This window comes from Aestuariivirga sp., assembly GCF_046294715.1.
Taxonomy (GTDB): Bacteria; Pseudomonadota; Alphaproteobacteria; order Rhizobiales; family Aestuariivirgaceae; genus Aestuariivirga.
This window is the reverse complement of sequence record NZ_JBKBKI010000001.1, coordinates 311,764-328,834: the sequence shown is the minus strand read 5'-3', so window position 1 is coordinate 328,834 and position 17,071 is coordinate 311,764. Positions and strand designations below refer to the sequence as shown.

The 17,071-nt window shown below is 60.6% G+C and carries 11 protein-coding genes and 1 pseudogene; 3 read left to right on the top strand and 9 right to left on the bottom strand.

All coding sequences use genetic code 11. The features are described from left to right. From ACK4HL_RS01590 to ACK4HL_RS01575, 4 genes and pseudogenes are all read right to left on the bottom strand, one after another. A complete protein-coding gene (locus ACK4HL_RS01590) occupies positions 1–1,461 on the bottom strand; it encodes an ATP-binding protein (RefSeq protein ID WP_409756058.1) in 1,461 nt (486 codons plus the stop codon). A gap of 40 nt (positions 1,462–1,501) precedes the next feature. Next, positions 1,502–3,685: a sigma-70 family RNA polymerase sigma factor gene (locus ACK4HL_RS01585; protein WP_409756056.1), complete on the bottom strand. Its 2,184-nt coding sequence runs from the start codon at positions 3,683–3,685 to the stop codon at positions 1,502–1,504. Positions 3,686–4,119: 434 nt separating this feature from the next. Beyond that, positions 4,120–5,231, bottom strand: a pseudogene (locus tag ACK4HL_RS01580) (IS3 family transposase). A gap of 208 nt (positions 5,232–5,439) precedes the next feature. Continuing rightward, entirely contained in the window at positions 5,440–6,183 is a 744-nt protein-coding gene (locus tag ACK4HL_RS01575; RefSeq protein ID WP_409756054.1) for a competence protein, read from the bottom strand. Between the two features lie 645 nt (positions 6,184–6,828). On the opposite strand from ACK4HL_RS01575, the gene ACK4HL_RS01570 reads away from it, so the two are divergent. The 3 genes from ACK4HL_RS01570 to ACK4HL_RS01560 all read left to right on the top strand — a co-directional run bounded on the left by ACK4HL_RS01570 (position 6,829) and on the right by ACK4HL_RS01560 (position 9,992). Then, positions 6,829–7,725, top strand: a complete 897-nt coding sequence (locus ACK4HL_RS01570) for an NAD-dependent epimerase/dehydratase family protein (RefSeq protein ID WP_409756052.1) — start codon at positions 6,829–6,831, stop codon at positions 7,723–7,725. Between the two features lie 97 nt (positions 7,726–7,822). Continuing rightward, positions 7,823–9,154 carry an aspartate aminotransferase family protein gene (locus tag ACK4HL_RS01565; RefSeq protein WP_409756050.1) on the top strand — a complete coding sequence of 444 codons (1,332 nt, stop codon included), beginning with the start codon at positions 7,823–7,825 and terminating at the stop codon, positions 9,152–9,154. Between the two features lie 4 nt (positions 9,155–9,158). Further along, positions 9,159–9,992, top strand: a complete 834-nt coding sequence (locus tag ACK4HL_RS01560) for a 3-keto-5-aminohexanoate cleavage protein (protein ID WP_409756048.1) — start codon at positions 9,159–9,161, stop codon at positions 9,990–9,992. 5 nt (positions 9,993–9,997) lie between these two features. Here the strand turns inward: ACK4HL_RS01560 and ACK4HL_RS01555 are convergent, their stop codons facing one another. The 5 genes from ACK4HL_RS01555 to ACK4HL_RS01535 are packed head-to-tail and all read right to left on the bottom strand — an operon-like array spanning position 9,998 to position 17,027. Continuing rightward, on the bottom strand, positions 9,998–11,053 hold the full coding sequence (locus tag ACK4HL_RS01555) for a zinc-binding dehydrogenase (RefSeq protein ID WP_409756046.1): 1,056 nt from the start codon (positions 11,051–11,053) through the stop codon (positions 9,998–10,000). After that, positions 11,050–13,122: a hydantoinase B/oxoprolinase family protein gene (locus ACK4HL_RS01550; RefSeq protein WP_409756044.1), complete on the bottom strand. Its 2,073-nt coding sequence runs from the start codon at positions 13,120–13,122 to the stop codon at positions 11,050–11,052. Before ACK4HL_RS01550 ends, ACK4HL_RS01555 begins: the two co-directional genes overlap by 4 nt. Further along, entirely contained in the window at positions 13,119–15,161 is a 2,043-nt protein-coding gene (locus ACK4HL_RS01545; RefSeq protein WP_409756042.1) for a hydantoinase/oxoprolinase family protein, read from the bottom strand. The genes ACK4HL_RS01550 and ACK4HL_RS01545 overlap by 4 nt, the downstream gene beginning before the upstream one ends. A gap of 25 nt (positions 15,162–15,186) precedes the next feature. Next, entirely contained in the window at positions 15,187–16,260 is a 1,074-nt protein-coding gene (locus ACK4HL_RS01540) for an ABC transporter ATP-binding protein (RefSeq protein WP_409756041.1), read from the bottom strand. Between the two features lie 14 nt (positions 16,261–16,274). Further along, positions 16,275–17,027 (bottom strand): SDR family NAD(P)-dependent oxidoreductase, encoded by a 753-nt coding sequence (locus tag ACK4HL_RS01535; protein ID WP_409756039.1) that lies wholly within the window; start codon positions 17,025–17,027, stop codon positions 16,275–16,277. Positions 17,028–17,071 lie beyond the last annotated feature (44 nt).

Below are 17,071 nucleotides of genomic sequence, written 5' to 3'. Positions count from 1 at the left end.
TCAATCTTTCGGTTCAAGTGCGGCGACAAGATCTGGGAAGCGATCAAAAGGAGGTGTGCGTTTGAGCCTCTCGCGGGCTTCATGCGGACTGAGGTGGCGATAGGTCACGAGTGACTCGAATAGCGAGCTGAGTGTGTCCCGGATCTCGGCCTCTGGTGTATCCACAAAGCCGGTCCTGGGCGTCTCCCTGTCTTCGGCAGTATCGAGCCAAATACGTTGAACCGGGACTGTTTCCTCTATGAGGCGGATGAGTGCGAGGATGTCTGTCCTCAGGGGCCCGGCACGATCCATAATGGTGGCAACGAGATCATGCTCCTTGTTGATCCTGTAGGACGTACCGCGAGTCGATTTCCGGACTTGCCAAACTTCGGTCAATGCGTCCGGTCGGGTGCCAGCAGCCGGTGTGATATGACCCCTATGAGCAAAGACGCGGCGCGCAGTTTCCCGTGTCTCGGATGCAAGCCTGTGAAGCTGCGACCGCAGTCTGACTGGCGGGCTGGCGGTTGACTTCAGGACGTTGATTTTCCAGTCGGCGTCGGCGCTGTTCGGGATATCCAGTCTGATGCGAGCAAGCCTGTGGGCCTCATCACGAGGCCAAGGCCTCCCGCCGTCTCCCAGTCCTAGCCACCCGCCCGCGAGGAGGAGTCGCCTGTTGCGGTAGACATAAAAGCCCTCCTGCTGAGTCCACCCAGCCGGTCCGGCCGCAGCCTGCTGTTCGGCCGGCTTGAGCATGTCGCGATGTGGCAGTACGTGGCACTGGACATTCACGCCCGTTGCGTGGAAAATTCTGTATTCCGCACTCTCGAGAGCCTTCCCCGGATGTCCGACCATGAAAGGATCCCAAGCCTTTACGAGGCGGCCGTTGAGCAGCAGCCTGAATTCGGGTTGCGCTCCGTCAATCAGGCGGTGAAACGTCATGGCAAGGTGCGCTTCCACACCGTCAGCCAGCTCGATCAGGTCATTCGCTGTAAAACCGTCTGTGACGATACGATCGAGAGTCTCCCATACGACTAGAGTACCATGTTCCATGCGCTCCAGAGGCTCGATCAGATGCTCCGACCCGGGTGCCGGACCTTCGTAGAGCGGCCAGTCTGCGTTTTCATCATCGCCAATGAGATCCAGGTCCCAGCGCAGGCAGACAATTGATCCACCCGCACGGCGACTGGCAACTGTCAATCTTCGGGCTTGTGAAAAGCTGGCTGTCTTCAGGCCGAGACCAAAGCGTCCGAGATCCCTGGCGGTGCGGATGCTCCTGGGGTCGCGGGCGCCCAGGCGCATCCCCGACTCAAGCGTGGCATCGTCCATGCCAACACCATCATCTACAATCCTCACCCAGCTATCGGGTCCCTTCCATTCGAACTGGATGGCAATTTCCCGGGCGTCAGCTGCAATGGAATTGTCCACAAGGTCAGCCAGAGCAGTCGCAGGAGCATATCCGAGCCCCCTGAGAGACTCGAGCATGGAACCGGCATGGGGCGGTGCATTGCGTACCCCCATTCCGTCAATTCTCCGCCAAGGCCTGCAGGCGGCGGATTCGCGCTGGGTGTGAGAGTCGTCTGACGGCCTTGGCCTCGATTTGCCGGATCCGTTCACGCGTTACGCCGAACATCTGACCGACTTCCTCGAGCGTCATCTCCTGCTCGCACCCGATGCCGAAGCGCATGCGAACGATTGCACTCTCCCGCTCAGGGATTTCATCGAGCATCCGGTTGATCTGAATCCTGGTGTCCTCCTTCTCGATGTCCTCCTGCTGAACAGATTGCTGAATCAGCTCAGGAATTTCAGGGCTGTCTCCGATTTCCACACATGACCGCGGAATGCCTTCAACACGCTCCACGTCGGCGGGCTCCCACCCAAGTCTTTCTACAAGCTCCAGTGTGCTCGGGCGTCGCCCCAGTTCATTTTCCAGAGCATCCAATGCGAGATCAAACTTGGCGATCCTCTCATGTCGATGGACCGGAATCCGCACCATTAGTCCCTCATCAGCACGCCAGCGCGCCAGATTCTGCTTCATCCAGAAAGAGGAATAGATCACAAATCTGTGCCCGCGTTCGGGATCAAAGCGTCGTGTGGCACGCTGCAATCCCATGAAAGCGATCTGAAAGACGTCTTCGGGATCCTCTCCAGTCCCTACGTTTCTGGCAGCGAAGCGACGCGCGAATGGGAGGTGTTCCATCACCAGCCGCTCGATGGCACTCTCAAATGCTGAAACCAGGGCATCAAGTCTTGCAGACTGGTGATGATGTGAATTTCTCTTGGCCAGTGTATCAACGATCGTCTTGAAAGACATTAGGCTCATGTCAAGCGCATCGACTGCTGCCAGAGCTTCGCGACGACGTCTGCCTTCCATGACCCTGCCACTTTCGGCCCAGCTCTTCAGGGCGTCACGTGCACCCAGGAAACTGCGGGTCTCCTTGTCATTTGGTTGTGACGGCAGAACATTCCTCATCGTTACGTAGCGCGCATCCACTGACCCTTCAATCACCCTGTTTGCCATATCGAGTATGATCTCGAGAGCGGGAGCATATGAAAGAACGCCCAGTTGCACATCTTGTTTTGCCCGTACCAGAGTTTCGAGCAATTGAGCTTCACGAGCCCTGTCCACAGTAAACCGCGAAGTGCCCGGCAAGAGCGTGGCCCGGGAACATGTAGCCTCGAGCGCCTCCGCCAGTTCTTCGACGGAAACTTCGGATGCGGTTTCAAAGTCATAGGAATTCCGGAAGTCTTCGTCTTCTCGCAGATCGATTTCCGCGGCCTCGAGAGTCTTTAGCAGATTGAACCGAAGTTCTTCGGGATCGAAGTTGCCATCACAGTGGTCAATCAGTGCATCAAGGTCATGTGCTGTGAAGTATCTCTTTTCCGTGACAGCGAACGCCCATTCCATGCAGAATGTTGGGTCGACCGAGAATTGTGTACTGGTCGGAAGAACCGCCGTACGGGTTGACTGTCGACCACCACTGCGAACCTTGAGGAAGTCACTTTCATCGGCTTTGACTGGAACAACTCCCGCGGCCAAGCCAATTCCTTCTCCCGCAATCATCGAAGGCGAGAGATCAAGCTCCCAGTCAACGTCCTCGCCAGATCTGGCGCTGCCGGTGTCCACGGCAGGCTGTACGAAAGTGCCCCGCACCTGCGTACCCGCAGTCCCCTTGAAGTATTCCTCAGCGTCCTCCTCCGCCACGAAATCCGGGAGATCACCAAGTGTGGGCGGATCTGCTACGAGCGCGGAGGGTGCGGGTTCGGGAGTGCGCAGGCTGGCCGCCCGCCGCGAAATCTCGTATTCAATCTCGTCCCGGAGTTCCTCCGATAGTTCGGGGCCAGTCACGGATACGCGGTCACAGTGGTCGACCCTGGCTTTTATCTCAAGCTGGGCAGACAAGGATTGTTCTATGCTGGCGCGCAGTCCATGGCCCAGTTCGTCGAGCTCATCCCGTGTCCATTTGATATCTGACAGGAGGTGATCGTAGCGTTCACGAAAAACGGAAGCTATATATCCCGCCGCAACTTCCAGGGATCGATAGGATATTTCGTCGAGGAGTTCCTTACACTCGACACAACCGGGCAATCCCACTGGTAATGCAGCGACGTCGTCCGGAACCTTGTTGACCTGAATCCTGGGAAGATAGTCGTACGGCACGGTAATTGTAGTGCCTGCATAGTCGTTGCAAAAAGTACAGCGGGTCATCGTCGAAGCCTAATCGAAGGTCAGGCCATATATCGGGCGAATCTGGAAAATCAGCGGGCAAGCGTAGATCAGATTGTCAGCACTTCGCGTGCGACACTCTTTTCCCGGTATATCTGCGGTCCGAATCCGCCTCATAATCATCCCAACCAGTATGCCCCAGTAGAACATATCTCATGTTATCCTAGTTTTCCGCTAAGGCAATTCGATGAAGGTGCGCGGTCTGGAGTCATTCCGTGCCCTCCGGATCAGGTTGCTCCGGCGCTTTCTTTGCAGGGGTTTTCGATTACATTTTGGCTTGCGGACAAGGAGGTCGGCTGGACTGGATTATCGAATTGATAACCAAAAGGGTAATTCCGGAATGTACAACCAGAAATTACGCGGACACTGCTGCGACTGAGCCAATGCGTTTGACCTGCTCCCTGGAATGCCTTCGTTCATAGGTTAGTTCTGTTCAGGTTTTGGTCCATGTTGGACCGGTTTGCAAACTCTATTGGTGTGAGCCCGTTGAGGCTCGTGTGTGGGCGGTTCTGATTGTAGTCGATCCTCCATTCTTCGATGATGTTCTGTGCCTGCCGGTAGCTTGCGAACAGGTGCTCGTTGAGGCACTCGTCGCGCAGTCAGCCGTTGAAGCTTTCCACGAAGCCATTCTGCATCGGCTTGCCCGGGGCGATGTAGTTCCATTGGACGGCGTGTTACTCTTGCCACTGCAGGATGGCATTCGAGGTGAGTTCCGCCCCGTTGTCGCTCACCACCATCAGGGGATAGCCCCGGCTTTCAGTAATCCGGTCCAGCTCCCGCGCAACTCGGTGGCCGGAGATCGAGTTGTCCGCGACGGTGGCAAGGCACTCGCGGCTGAAGTCGTCGATGACGCAGAACACCCGGAACCGTCGGCCATCAGTTAGCGCGTCAGAGACAAAGTCCAGGCTCCAGCGCTGGTTCGGCTCCTGCGGGATCGTCATGGGTGACCGGGTGCCAAGGGCCCGCTTCCGGCCACCACGCTTACGAACTGTGAGCCGTACCTCGCGATAGAGCCGATACAGCTTTTTCCAGTTCACATGGACGCCGTCACGCTCCAGCAGGATGTGAAGCCGCTGGTAGCCGAACCTTCGACGCTGGCCGGCAAGCTCTTTCAGCCGCTGCCGCAAGCCAGTGTCGTCAGGACGCTGTGACCGCTAGCGGTAGACCTTCGGGTCGATCCCTACCAAGGTACAGGCATGGCGCTGGCTATAAGCCTTCTCCTTCATCGCCCAATCCACGGCATTCCTCCTCGAACCGGGCGTCAGAAGTTTTTTGCCAGCATCTCCCGCAACGTCGATGCATCCATCATCGACTCCGCCAGCAGCCTTTTGAGCTTGGCGTTCTCCTCCTCCAGGGCCTTTAGCTTCCGGGCCTGCGACACTTCCGTGCCGCCATACTGCGAACGCCACTTGTAGAACGTCGCGTCGCTGAGCCCGTGCTTCCGGCACAGCTCAGCTGCTGATAAGCCAGCGTGATGCTCCTTCAGGATCGAAATGGTCCGTTCCTCGGTGAACCTGCTCTTCTTCATCGTCCGTCTCCCTTCCAGAGAACAGACTAACCTCAACCCGGGGAATTTTCAGGGGAGCAGATCATGAGGTTCTGGCGGGATTGGCAACAGGGCCAACATCACATTCGCATAACGGGCGTTATGGAAGACTCCACTCTTTCTGAGATGCCTGCGGTGATTGTGAATCGCCAAACTTCTTATGCGGCCGACCGCATCAGCAAAAGGGGCCTTACCAGCGGCGCCACCTTTTTCTGCGCCATCGCATGTTCCACAACGGATGTCGGGAGGTCGTGGATACCTTTTGATAACTCTGCATCATGGCTTGCGCTCGTTGTAGCCGAAGATCGCGATAGTGTTGATCAAGGAGTGTTACAATTTTTTCCGCCTGCAAGATGTATGGACGTTCAATTGCCAACCTCACGAATTCAGACCGCGGCAGCGCCCCGAAGATTACTCTCCCGTCGGCTCGTCCAGGCAGCAAACACCACAAATTGCTAACAGTATCATTGGACGAGACATTTTCAGGATCCCGACCGAAATCAAACAGGACCAACTTGCTCGAATTGACCCAGTTTTTAGGGAAGCAGTCCTGTGGGTCAAGATGGGCGCAGAAACCACGGAGTCCTGTTGCCTGGAGGGTGCGCACTCCGTTGATGAACCGTGGCCGGTCTCCCGAAAGTCGAGCGCCATCTACAACCCAGACCATGTTTCCATAAGAGGTCTCACGCTTCCGACGTTCAGCAGGACTAAGGTGTGAATGCTGAAATTCGATCACCAGCCCGTTCCCCGTCCGTACATCAGCAACGTGCCGCTCTCCATCGGGATTGTGATGGATCACTTCTTGCCATTCCATCGGGAAATGGTTCTTCCATTCCCGATGCCAGTCCGTTTCGGGCTCCCACCATCGATCGCAATGTCGCCTGGCATGATGGGCCCAATGATGAACTCTGACCTCACCGCATTTCGAAAGCATGCGTTCTCCACAAACGGGACAGGTTCCATTCAGTCCGATTGAGGGTGGCCTGCGAACACCATCTACAATGGCAAGATGCATTGTCAATCTCCAAGAACTGTTATGTTTCCGCGCATGGCGATCACGCAGATTGCTTTTGTCGTTTGGAGTTGTTGGCTGGCTTACCTCGACAAGTTGTCGGGGCCATTCTTCATTATCTTCGAGGAGGTAATCGTTCCTCGGTTATCTCGACTTCAATAGTCGGCACCTCTTCTAGGATGCTGTAACAAGTCACCACAAGAGCATCCGCACGTCAAGGCTCAGTGTGGGGTTTGGCATCTCAGGTGACGTGCCCAGCGCCAGTTTTTAAAGCGTACTCACCGTTGTATGCTCCTCGTCGCTTCAGTAGAATTGAGATCCGATCAATTGCGCAGTGGCAGAAAGGTACGACGATAGAGTGACTTGCGGTCAAGCCGTCATTGATGGAAGGCACTTGCCACTTCGGTCGTCTCGACGAGCCGGGCACATGGGGGAACGAGGGTGAAGTGCCGACATGGCTCTTTCGCTTGAGCTGTGTCCTGGCGGATAAGCCTCTCGATTGGCCGCGAACGGTGCCTGTGCGAAGAGTAGCGTTCCACAGTTTTTGAATCGGAGGGCGCAGGCGAAATGGCAAGGCAGGTCATAGTTACGGGAGGAAGTGGCAAGGCCGGGCGGCACGTGATCCGTTTTCTGGTGGGGCAGGGCCACACAGTTCTCAACTTGGATGCGCGTGCCGAGGAGTCACTGCCATGCCGCACCCTGGTGACCGACATCCGCGATGGCACGCAGGTGTTCAGCGCGCTCTCGTCGTACCTAGGGGCCGAGGATCCCGCTAAAGCATTTTCCTTACGACCTGCGGATGCAGTGATACACTTGGCGGCAATCCCGCGCATGTTCGCCGTCGCGGACCCGGAGGTCATGAAAGTCAATGTGCTGGGAACCTACAATGTCCTTGAGAGCGCCCGCAAGCTCGGCATCCGGAAGATTATCCTTGCCTCGAGCGAGGCAGCATACGGTTTTGCCTATTCCGAGCGGATCCGGGCACCCCGGTACTTTCCCGTCGACGAAGAACACCCGCTCTCGCCCACCGATGCCTACGGTCTCTCAAAACTGCTCAATGAGGAAACAGCCCGCGCCTTTGCTGGCCAGTACCAGGCGGACATCTATGTCCTGAGGATCGGCGACGTCATCGTGCCGGAGGACCACGCCAAGTTCAGAAACTGGTTCCGGACTCCGGAGACCCGAATGCGCTTCTTCTGGAGCTATATCGACGCGCGCGACCTCGGGCAGATGGTTCACTTGGCACTCGAACGGGATGGGCTCGGGTTCCAGGTCTTCAACGCCGCAAACGACCACACCTCATCGGATATTCCTAACAAGGAGCTACTCGCGCGCTTCTTTCCCGGCGTGCCGCAGAAGCACGCGCTCGGTCCCTTTGAGACGCTCCTCGCGAACCGGAGGATTCGCGATGTCCTCGGCTTCCGCGAAGAGCACGCCTGGCGGAACTACGTGCCCGGACCCTGAGAGCGAGGACTTCGGAGGAAACATTTGTTTCAATTGTGAGCTCGTGTAACAGATGTTACAAGTTCGGCAGGCTGTGCCGGACCATCTGGAGTGCGAAATGACCCATGTCTTCCACCGTGATCCCCGCAAGGCTCTTCCCGTCGCGGTGAGGGGCGATGGCATCTGGATCATCGATTCCGAGGGCAAGCGTTATCTCGACGCATCGGGCGGGGCGGCGGTGTCGTGCCTAGGGCATGCACATCCGCGCATCACGGAAGCAATCGTCCGGCAGGCGCGCGAACTGGAATATGCGCACACCTCCTTCTTCACCACGAAAGCGGCTGAGGACCTTGCGGATCATCTCGCCGCGCATGCCCCGGGGACGCTGAACCATCTCTACTTCGTGTCTGGCGGATCGGAGGCGGTGGAAGCGGCGCTGAAGCTGGCGCGGCAGTACTACCTCGAGATCGGCCAGCCCTCGCGCCACCGCTTCATTGCTCGCCGGCAGAGCTACCACGGCAACACGCTGGGTGCGCTGGCGATCGGCGGCAATGCCTGGCGGCGCGAGCCGTTCCGGCCGATCCTCATCGAGGCGCATCACGTCTCGCCCTGCTATGCCTACAGGGACCTCCGTCCGGGGGAGAGCGAGGAGGACTATGCCGTCCGCCTCGCGGCGGAGCTGGAGCAGAGGCTTCTCGAACTCGGGCCCGAGACGGTCGCGGGATTCGTGGCCGAGACGGTGGTGGGCGCCACGCTCGGCGCTGTGCCGCCGGTGGCAGATTACTTCCGCCGTATCCGGGCCGTCTGCGACAAGTATGGCGTGCTGCTCATCCAAGACGAGGTCATGTCCGGTATGGGTCGAACGGGCTATCTCTTCGCCTGCGAGGAAGACGGAATTGTTCCGGACATCGTGGCCATCGCAAAGGGTCTTGGTGGAGGATACCAGCCCATCGGCGCCATTCTCGCGAGAAGTCACATCTACAAGGCGTTAGTGGAAGGCTCGGGTTTCTTCCAGCACGGTCACACCTACCTGGCCCATGCCATCGCCTGTGCCGCAGCCCTCGAGGTGCAGAGGACGATCGAGGAGGAGGACCTGCTCGCCAACGTGCGCGTGCGCGGAGAGCAGCTCGACCGGCTTCTGCGGGAGAAGCTCGCCCGGAACCCGCATGTGGGAGACATCCGGGGCAGGGGGCTGCTGCGCGGCGTGGAAATCGTGGAGAACCGCGAGACCAAGGCACCCTTCGATCCCGCGCGCCGCGTGCACGCCAAGATCAAGAGCGAGGCCATGGCCCGCGGGCTAATGACATACCCCATGGGCGGCACGATCGACGGGCGCCGGGGAGACCACGTGATGCTGGCGCCGCCGTTCATCTGCACGGCGGAAGACATCGCCCGAATCGTGGACCTCCTGTGCGCCGCGATCGATGCGGCGACCCGGGCGAAGGTCTGACGGCATGCACCCTGCGGGCTCCATCTTTCTGGCCGTGGCGCCCAACGGAGCGCGCAAGACGAAGTCCGACCACCCCCGGCTTCCGCTCTCCGCAGCGGAACTTGCAGACTGCGCCGCGGCCTGCCGCGAGGGCGGAGCCTGCATGATCCACCTTCACGTTCGGGATGCCGCGGGCCGCCACAGCCTCGACATCGATGCCTATCGTGAGGCGACGCGGGCCATTCGCAGTGCCGTGGGAGACAGCCTCGTCATCCAGGTGACGAGCGAGGCGGTGGGAACATACACTCCGGGCGAGCAGATGAGCATGGTGCGAGGCCTCAAACCGGAGGCGGTCTCGATCGCCGTGCGGGAACTGTTCTCCGGCCAGGCACCGGAACAGGAGGTAGCCTCGTTCCTCACCTGGGCGCATGCGGCAGGCATCGTCATGCAGTTCATTCTCTATGATGCCGCGGACGTGCGGTCCTACCTCGGGCTGAGGCGTCGTGGCGTCATCCCGTCCGGCAGGCACTGGGTGCTCCTGGTCCTCGGCCGCTATACCGGGGGCGTCTCAAGGTTCGAGGACCTGCTGCCGATGTACTTGGCATGGACCGCGGAGCCCGGGCTGTCGGCCGGAATTCCCTGGTCCATCTGCGCCTTCGGGCAGCGCGAGGTGGAGTGCGCGGCGGCTGCCGTCACGCTGGGAGGCCATGTGCGCATCGGCTTCGAGAACAACATGAGCCTGCCTGATGGCCGTGTGGCGCGCGATAATGCAGAGCTTATCAGTTGCTTCGCCGGCGTGGCGCGCACGCTGGGATACGGCCTCGCCACGGCGGACGACATGCGGCGGCTCTTCGCCTGAGCACCTCAGGCATGGGGATGGCGGCGCTCGAAAAACAGGTGCAGTTGGGGATGCCTGCGATAGAGGGAGAGGGTCGCGTCCGTCCAGCCGCGGACATAGCCGTTGCCCACGATCATGGTGATGTCGCGCCCTGCGCCCTCGGCGGTGAGCGCTGCCCGGGTGAAGGAAGTGGACATGCTGAAGAAGACGAGTTGGCCGCCGGGCCGCGTGGCGAGAATGGCAGCACCCTCGGTTCTCTCCACATTGGTGGTGTTGATGACGAGATCGAACATGCTGCCGCCCGACAGCCGGTGCAGCACGCCATGAACGGCAATGGCGTCCTGAGCATCGCACTCTATGACGTGATCCGCGATGCCGAGTGCGCGCACCTCCTCGACCGCAGCAGCCGATCCCTCCACGGCGACGAGAAGGCCGGAACCGCCCAGAATCTCGCGCGCCGCGAAGAGGCAGAGGGTTCCGGCCTTGCCTGCTCCGAAGACGCAGATCCGCTGCCCGGGAGTCGCGAGCTTGAGGACGGTGGCGGGAGCGCCCGCGACATCGAACAGTGCCGTGGCGATCCTTTCCGGGATATCGTTCGGGATGCGGGCGCAGAGACCGGTCTCGAATAGAATGGCCTTCCCTTTGACTTCGATTTGCGCTGCCGCGGCGCCGATGGACCCGATCTCCTCCAGGGTGAGCGGCGTCAGGCTCAGCGACACGAGCGTGCAGATGCGGGTTCCGGGGGTGAGGGTGCGGTCCGGAAAGTCCGGTCCGATCTCAGCCACCCGGCCGACCAGAACTCCGCCGGAACCGGTAACGGGATTATGCATCTTGCCGCGCGACCTCACGATCTCGCTCACCCGCGCGGCAATCGCCTCCTCGCCGCCTCCGCTGGATTCTGTGATCTGCCGCATGCTGGATGAGTCGAGGTTCAGCATGTCCACGTCAATGAGCAGTTCGTTGTTCCACAAGGGCAGCGACGCATCGAGCCGCGCGGCTTCCTGGGGAAGAACGCCCTCCGCCCGATGCGAGCCGAACAGGCAGCCGCCGGTGCGGAAGGCACGTGACCGATCCGCGCTCACTTTGCCTCCGCGGACGCATCCTGATTGCCATGGCGCTGAAGCCAGCGGTCCAGGCTGTCCATGTCCCAGAACTTCACGGCGCGCGGATTTGTGAACGGCGTCCTGAGCGTGGCACCCAGCGCGTCCGCCTTCGCCCCACCCAACTCCTGGCGCAGACGCGCAGCACCCGCGGCAATCCGCTTCTCGGTCGCTTCCACCGTCTGACCGGCTTCCTCCGAGAGTTGTTGCCCGGCCGTTGCAGCCCTGGCGCGTTCCACCGCCTCCGCGCGTGCCAGTTGCCGGCTCCGCGGCGACCGCCGCATATCTGCGCGGCGTGCCTCGGTGCGTTCGGGATCATAACCCAGGGTGTGGTCGGGATGAGTGACGATGACGACGCCGTAATCCGCCTGAGCTCCTTCGCGGCTCACGAAGCCCTGCACGACGTCGTCGACGACGCGTGCCGCCGGACGCGCGAGCGGGTCGCCGTAACCACCGCCTCCGCCGGACATCATGCGAAACCACGAGTCCCGACCCGAACGTAGACCGTTGAATTTCGAAGGGCTCGCCGTGTGAAGAGCCTGCCGGATCGTCTGCCAGTCTCCATTGCTTCCGCTCCGGATAAAGAGGGCATTGCACGCGCCGGGATCGCCCCCTTCGAGGCCGAAGGGCGGGATGAGGAAGCGCTCACCCAACGAATTGATCTCGACCGAGTCCGCGAGGAGCTGCACGGTGCGGATGGTGCCCACTCCGCCGCGCCACTGGCCCGGGCCGCCACTGTCGGTGTGCAGTCTCACCTCCTTGTAGCGAAGTGGAAGCGTGGACTCGATCCATTCGACGGGATAATCGTTGAAGTTCGACGTCGGGTTTGGCGTGCAGTTCCAGCCGTCACGCCAGGAACACGCGCCCCAACCACCTTCGATGAAGAAGTAGAAGCCGTAGCTCGCCCGGCGCTCAGCATCATAGCCGCCGCCGGAGAAGTTAATGCAGGTACCGTAGCTTCCTGCGCCGATGAGGTTGGAGGCAACCGGCGCCAGCGCTCCCATGATGGCATCCACAACCCTGATCGAGACCTCTGTCACACCCCCGAAGCAGGGGGCGGGAGGCGCGGGGTTGAGGAGGCAGCCGCGCGGTACCACAACTTCAATCGGCCGGAAGCAGCCGTTGTTGAAGGGTACGTCTGGCCCCAACAACTGAAGGATGGCGTTGAAGGTTGATGACAGCGTGTTGCCGTAGGAGGAATTGACCGGCCCTTCGGCCTGCGGGCTCGTTCCGGTAAAGTCCACCGTCATCCGGTCGCCGTGAACGGTTATCGCGACCTCGATCCGTCGCGGTTGGTCTGTCACGCCATCGTCGTCGACGAACTCAGTGAAACTATAGCGCCCGCCCGGGAGATCGCGGATCATCAGCCGGGTCAGTTCCTCGGCGTGGTCCTTCACATCCTCCATCGCCGCCTGGACGGCGTCTGCGCCATATCGTCCTGCCAGCCGCAACAGCCGTCGTTCGGCGGTCTGGGTGCTCGCCAGCTGTGCCTGGAAATCACCCCACTGGTCACGCGGGAAGCGGACGTTGAGCGTGATGAACTCGATGATGTCGCGGTTCTCCTCGCCCTTGTGGAACCAGCGGATCGGCGGAATGCGGAGCCCCTCCTGGAACACGCTGCGTGCCGTGCCCGGAAAGCCCGCGACGGCCATGCCGCCGATGTCCAGGTGATGTGCGCGGTTCACGGAATAACCGAGAAGGCGGGAATCAGCGAAAACCGGGCGTATGAGGGTAATGTCCGGCAGATGACCGCCGCCGCGATAGGGATCGTTCACGAGGTAGACGTCCCCGGGAAAGATGTTCTCCGGACCGAAGAACAGCACCACGAACTCGACGGTGAGCGCCATGGCCGACAGGTGGCTCGGGTCATAATTGGCCGCCGCGATCAACTCCGCATTCCGGTCCACGATGGCGCAGGAGAAATCACGCCCCTCGACGAAAAGCGAGGAGTTGGCCGTACGGATCATCGTATGGCCCATCTCTTCGCAGATGATCTGGAAGGCGCTTCCGATGACGCGCTGGGTGACATGGTCCAGGTGCGGCGTCGTCATGCTGCGGTTCTCCGGATAAGGATTTCGCCAGAACTGCCGATCGCGGCTTCTAGCCCCAACGGAACAATGCAGTGGGCCTGCGGTTCGATGATGATCGCAGGCCCCGCGATCCTGCTGCCGCGCCCCAACTGGCCGCGCGCGATGACCTTCGTGCTCAGTGGCCGGTCATGGCCGTGAAACCAGACCTCCGCCTCTTCCATAGGTAGATGCTGGGGGGCTTCTGCGACCGATACCGCCGGAATTGCCAATTTTCGTCGGACTGACGCGGAAAGCCGCACAGTTACGAGCTGGCACGGATCGCTCCGCTGGTGGGAGAAGATCTGCAGATGTGCCGCATCGAAGCGCACCCGGGCGGCGGCAAGGCTGTCGCGGCCGAAGGGAGGGGCGTCGGCGAGCGGAACGGAGATCTCGTGTGACTGCCCTTCGTAGCGAAGATCGAGCTTGAAACGAAACGCCGCGTCAATGAGCGAATACCCGTCGCGCGAGAGGTCAGCCGTCGCGAGCTCGCGCAGCTCCGCGCATACGCCATTGAGGAGGTCAAGATCGATGCTCTCGACCTTGGCGAGGCATGATTTGGCATAGTCGTGGACGACATCGGCAAAGAGGCCTCCGAAGGCCGACCACACCGCGGGGTAAAGAGGCACGATGCCGGCTGCGGCTTCCGTCTCGGTCACCAGGGCGGACAGGAACAGAGGACCGCCGCCGCCAAATCCGACGAGCGTATAGTCGCGGGGATCGAGACCCACCTGCACCGTCATCTCGTCGATGAGTTGCGCCATCCGGGTGGCTGCGAGATGGAGGATGCCGCACGCCGCGCGCTCGACCGGCAGCCCGAGAGGCCCGGCAATGGTCGCCTGCAGGACCTCTCGCGCCTTGTCGGCATAGATCGGCATGCGTCCACCGAGAAAGTGCTGCGGGTCGAGATGGCCCGCGACAATCGCCGCATCCGTCACCGTCGGCTGGGTGCCGCCACGCCCATAGCAGACCGGCCCGGGGTTGGCGCCCGCGGATTGCGGCCCGACCTTCAGCCGCCCCGTTGCGTCGAGGCTCGTAATCGAACCGCCGCCGGCGCCGATCGAACGCACGTCCACCATGGCGGTTCGGAGCGGAATGTCCCACTCGAGGTTGGCCTGCTGCGTGAAGCTTGCTTCACCGCCCGTGATGACCGAAACGTCAGCTGTTGTGCCGCCGATATCGATCGCAATCAGGTTCGGAATGCCAGCCTCCCGTGAAAAGCGAAGGGCCGAGGCAACCCCGCCAGCCGGCCCGCTGCGCGCCATCTCCAGCGGCTTGGTCCGCGCCGAGCTGGAGGACGTGATGCCTCCGTTCGATTTGATGATCTGTGGCCTGGCCGGCACCCCGTACGCCGAAAGCTGGGCTTCAAGATTGGACATGATCTTTCCGGCAAGGGGCGCCAGGGCTGCTGCAATTACCGTGGTCGAGGCGCGCTCGTATTCCTTGATCTCCGGATTGACGGTGCTGGACAGCACCACCTGGATGTCCGGTGCGGTCGCGCGGATGCGCTCGCGCACTTGCTGCTCATGCGCAGGGTTGAGGAACGAGAACAGCAGCGAGACTGCGGCGACGCGGATTCCGCGCTGCTGCATTCTTTCCACAGCTGCATCTACATCGGAGATATTGAGGGGCTCAATCTCCTCGCCTTTCCAGTCAATGCGGCCCCGAATGCCAAATCGCAGGTCGTGGTCGACGAGGCTCCGGGGCCGATCCCACTTCCAGCCGAAGAGGTGTTCGCGCCAGAGCCTTCGGACCTCCAGCGTATCGGTGAAGCCCTCGGTGCCGAGGAAAGCGACTGGTGTGAGCCTCCGCTCGACAAGTGCATTGGTGATGGCGGTGGAACCGAAAATCAGTGTTTCGATTTCCTGTGGGGGAATCCCACTGAGTTTGATCGCATCAATTACGCCACTGACCGCATCTGAAGTCGAGTCGGCCTTCTCGAGAACGATCCGGCCGTCACGGTCATTGATCGCGAAAAGGTCCGTGAACGTTCCGCCGACATCTACTCCGACATGATAGGGCATGAGACTTCCATAACTTGCAGTTTGTTTAAGGCATGATGCTCGGGCCGTCCGGGGAGAGGCTGACCGCCACACTGTCTCCCCGCCTATGAACGGCTGGTCCCAGTACAACCGACTCGATACGGAAATCGCCACGGCCCAGGACGATGTCGCTCGTCTCTCCAGCCGGCGTCACCTCCTGGACAGTCAGGTTGCGCCACGTCGCATGGGCGAAATCGTTTGGATGAATATGAACGTGTTCAGGGCGGATAAGCACCTTGACCGCGTTGCCAGGCTGGCCGTACCCACGACAACTGAACACGGCGTTCTCCACTTTCACCGTGAGCCCACCTGAGTGCAACGTCACGATCTCCCCGTCGAACAGCCGGCCCTTTCCCAGGAAGGTGGCGACGAACTCGTCATTCGGCGATCTATAGAGTTCGCCGGGGGCCGCCACCTGCAGTAGTCTCCCGTTCCGCATGACCGCCACGCGGTCGGCCATTGAGAAGGCTTCCTGCTGGTCATGGGTCACCAGGAGGGCCGTCATTCTGAGTCGCCGCAGCAGTTCTCCAAGTTCCTTCTGCAGGCGTAGTCGGATTTGCCGATCGAGCGCACCCAACGGTTCGTCAAGCAGCAGCACACGTGGCTGGACTGCCAGTGCACGGGCGGTGGCAACGCGTTGCCGCTGGCCGCCCGAAAGCTGGGAAATGGCCCTTCGCTCATAACCGGTCAGACCGACGAGCTCCAGCATGTGGGCAACTTGCCGTTCCATTTCCGACTTCTCCCAGCGATGCATGCGCAGCCCGAAAGCGATGTTCTCGGCGACTGTCAGGTGCGGAAACAGCGCATAGTCCTGAAAGACCGTCGCCGTCGGACGTTTGTTGGGAGGCAGGTTGACGATGGAGTTGCCGGAGATGCGGATGTCGCCTGAGTCGGGGCGGATCTGGCCTCCCACCATTCCGAGCAGCGTCGACTTGCCGGAACCGGATGGTCCCAGGATCGCGACGATCTCTCCCGGCGCGAGCGTCAGCGAAACATTGTCCACGGCAACGACGGAACCGAAATGCCGAGTCAAACCGGCAATTTCTAGCGTTGCTCCAGGCATGTCCTCTTGTAATGCCACTGTTTCTTTTCCAATCACAGCGCCAGATATCCGCCGTCCACGAGAACTGTTGCCCCGGTAACGTAGCTCGACTCATCAGAAGCAAGGAAGACCGCAGCTCCGACCATGTCCTCCGGCTGGCCCACCCGTCCCATCGGAATATGAGGCATCACTTTGACATACTCCGCCATGCCCTCAGGGGTATCAAGCGGATTCATCGGTGTATTGGTTAGGCCAGGCGCAAGTGAATTGATACGGATGTTGTACTGAGCGAGGTCCACAACCATTCCCTTGGTGATCATCTTCGCTCCACCCTTTGAGGCAACGTAGTGGGTACACTTCGGTTGGGCAACTTCCGACAGTTGCGAGGTGACGTTGATGATGACGCCGCCGCCCGCTGTCTTCATGTGGCGCGCGGCAGCCTGGCCACAGAGGAACAGGCCCTTCAGGTTCGTATCGATCACGCGGTCCCACTCCTCCTCGCTGATATCGAGGAAGTGGGTTACAGGAGAGATGCCCGCGGCGCACACCATGATATCGAGTCCGCCCAACCTCTCGAGCGCACAGAACATCATGTGTTCCACCTGATCACGAAAGCGCACATCGACCGTGATGGCTTCGGCAATGAACCCTTCCGCGCGGATGGAGGTTGCGGTTTCTTCTGCGCCGCGCAAGCTGGCATCGGCGATGACGACAGTAGCACCTTCGCGTGCATAGCCCTTCGCGATAGCCCGGCCGATGCCGCTTCCCGCGCCGGTGATGATGCATTTGCGGCTCTTCAGTCTCATGTCGTCTCCATCCGGTTCATGTGATCGCCGCCGGCCTGACTCCT

What these genes read in the sequence shown, in the direction of transcription:
- ACK4HL_RS01565 (WP_409756050.1), top strand. Translation starts at nt 7,823, where the DNA reads ATGACCCATGTCTTCCACCGTGATCCCCGCAAGGCTCTTCCCGTCGCG.
- ACK4HL_RS01560 (WP_409756048.1), top strand. Translation starts at nt 9,159, where the DNA reads ATGCACCCTGCGGGCTCCATCTTTCTGGCCGTGGCGCCCAACGGAGCG.
- ACK4HL_RS01590 (WP_409756058.1), bottom strand. Translation starts at nt 1,461, where the DNA reads ATGCTCGAGTCTCTCAGGGGGCTCGGATATGCTCCTGCGACTGCTCTG.
- ACK4HL_RS01545 (WP_409756042.1), bottom strand. Translation starts at nt 15,161, where the DNA reads ATGCCCTATCATGTCGGAGTAGATGTCGGCGGAACGTTCACGGACCTT.
- ACK4HL_RS01585 (WP_409756056.1), bottom strand. Translation starts at nt 3,685, where the DNA reads ATGACCCGCTGTACTTTTTGCAACGACTATGCAGGCACTACAATTACC.
- ACK4HL_RS01570 (WP_409756052.1), top strand. Translation starts at nt 6,829, where the DNA reads ATGGCAAGGCAGGTCATAGTTACGGGAGGAAGTGGCAAGGCCGGGCGG.
- ACK4HL_RS01575 (WP_409756054.1), bottom strand. Translation starts at nt 6,183, where the DNA reads ATGCTTTCGAAATGCGGTGAGGTCAGAGTTCATCATTGGGCCCATCAT.
- ACK4HL_RS01535 (WP_409756039.1), bottom strand. Translation starts at nt 17,027, where the DNA reads ATGAGACTGAAGAGCCGCAAATGCATCATCACCGGCGCGGGAAGCGGC.
- ACK4HL_RS01550 (WP_409756044.1), bottom strand. Translation starts at nt 13,122, where the DNA reads ATGACGACGCCGCACCTGGACCATGTCACCCAGCGCGTCATCGGAAGC.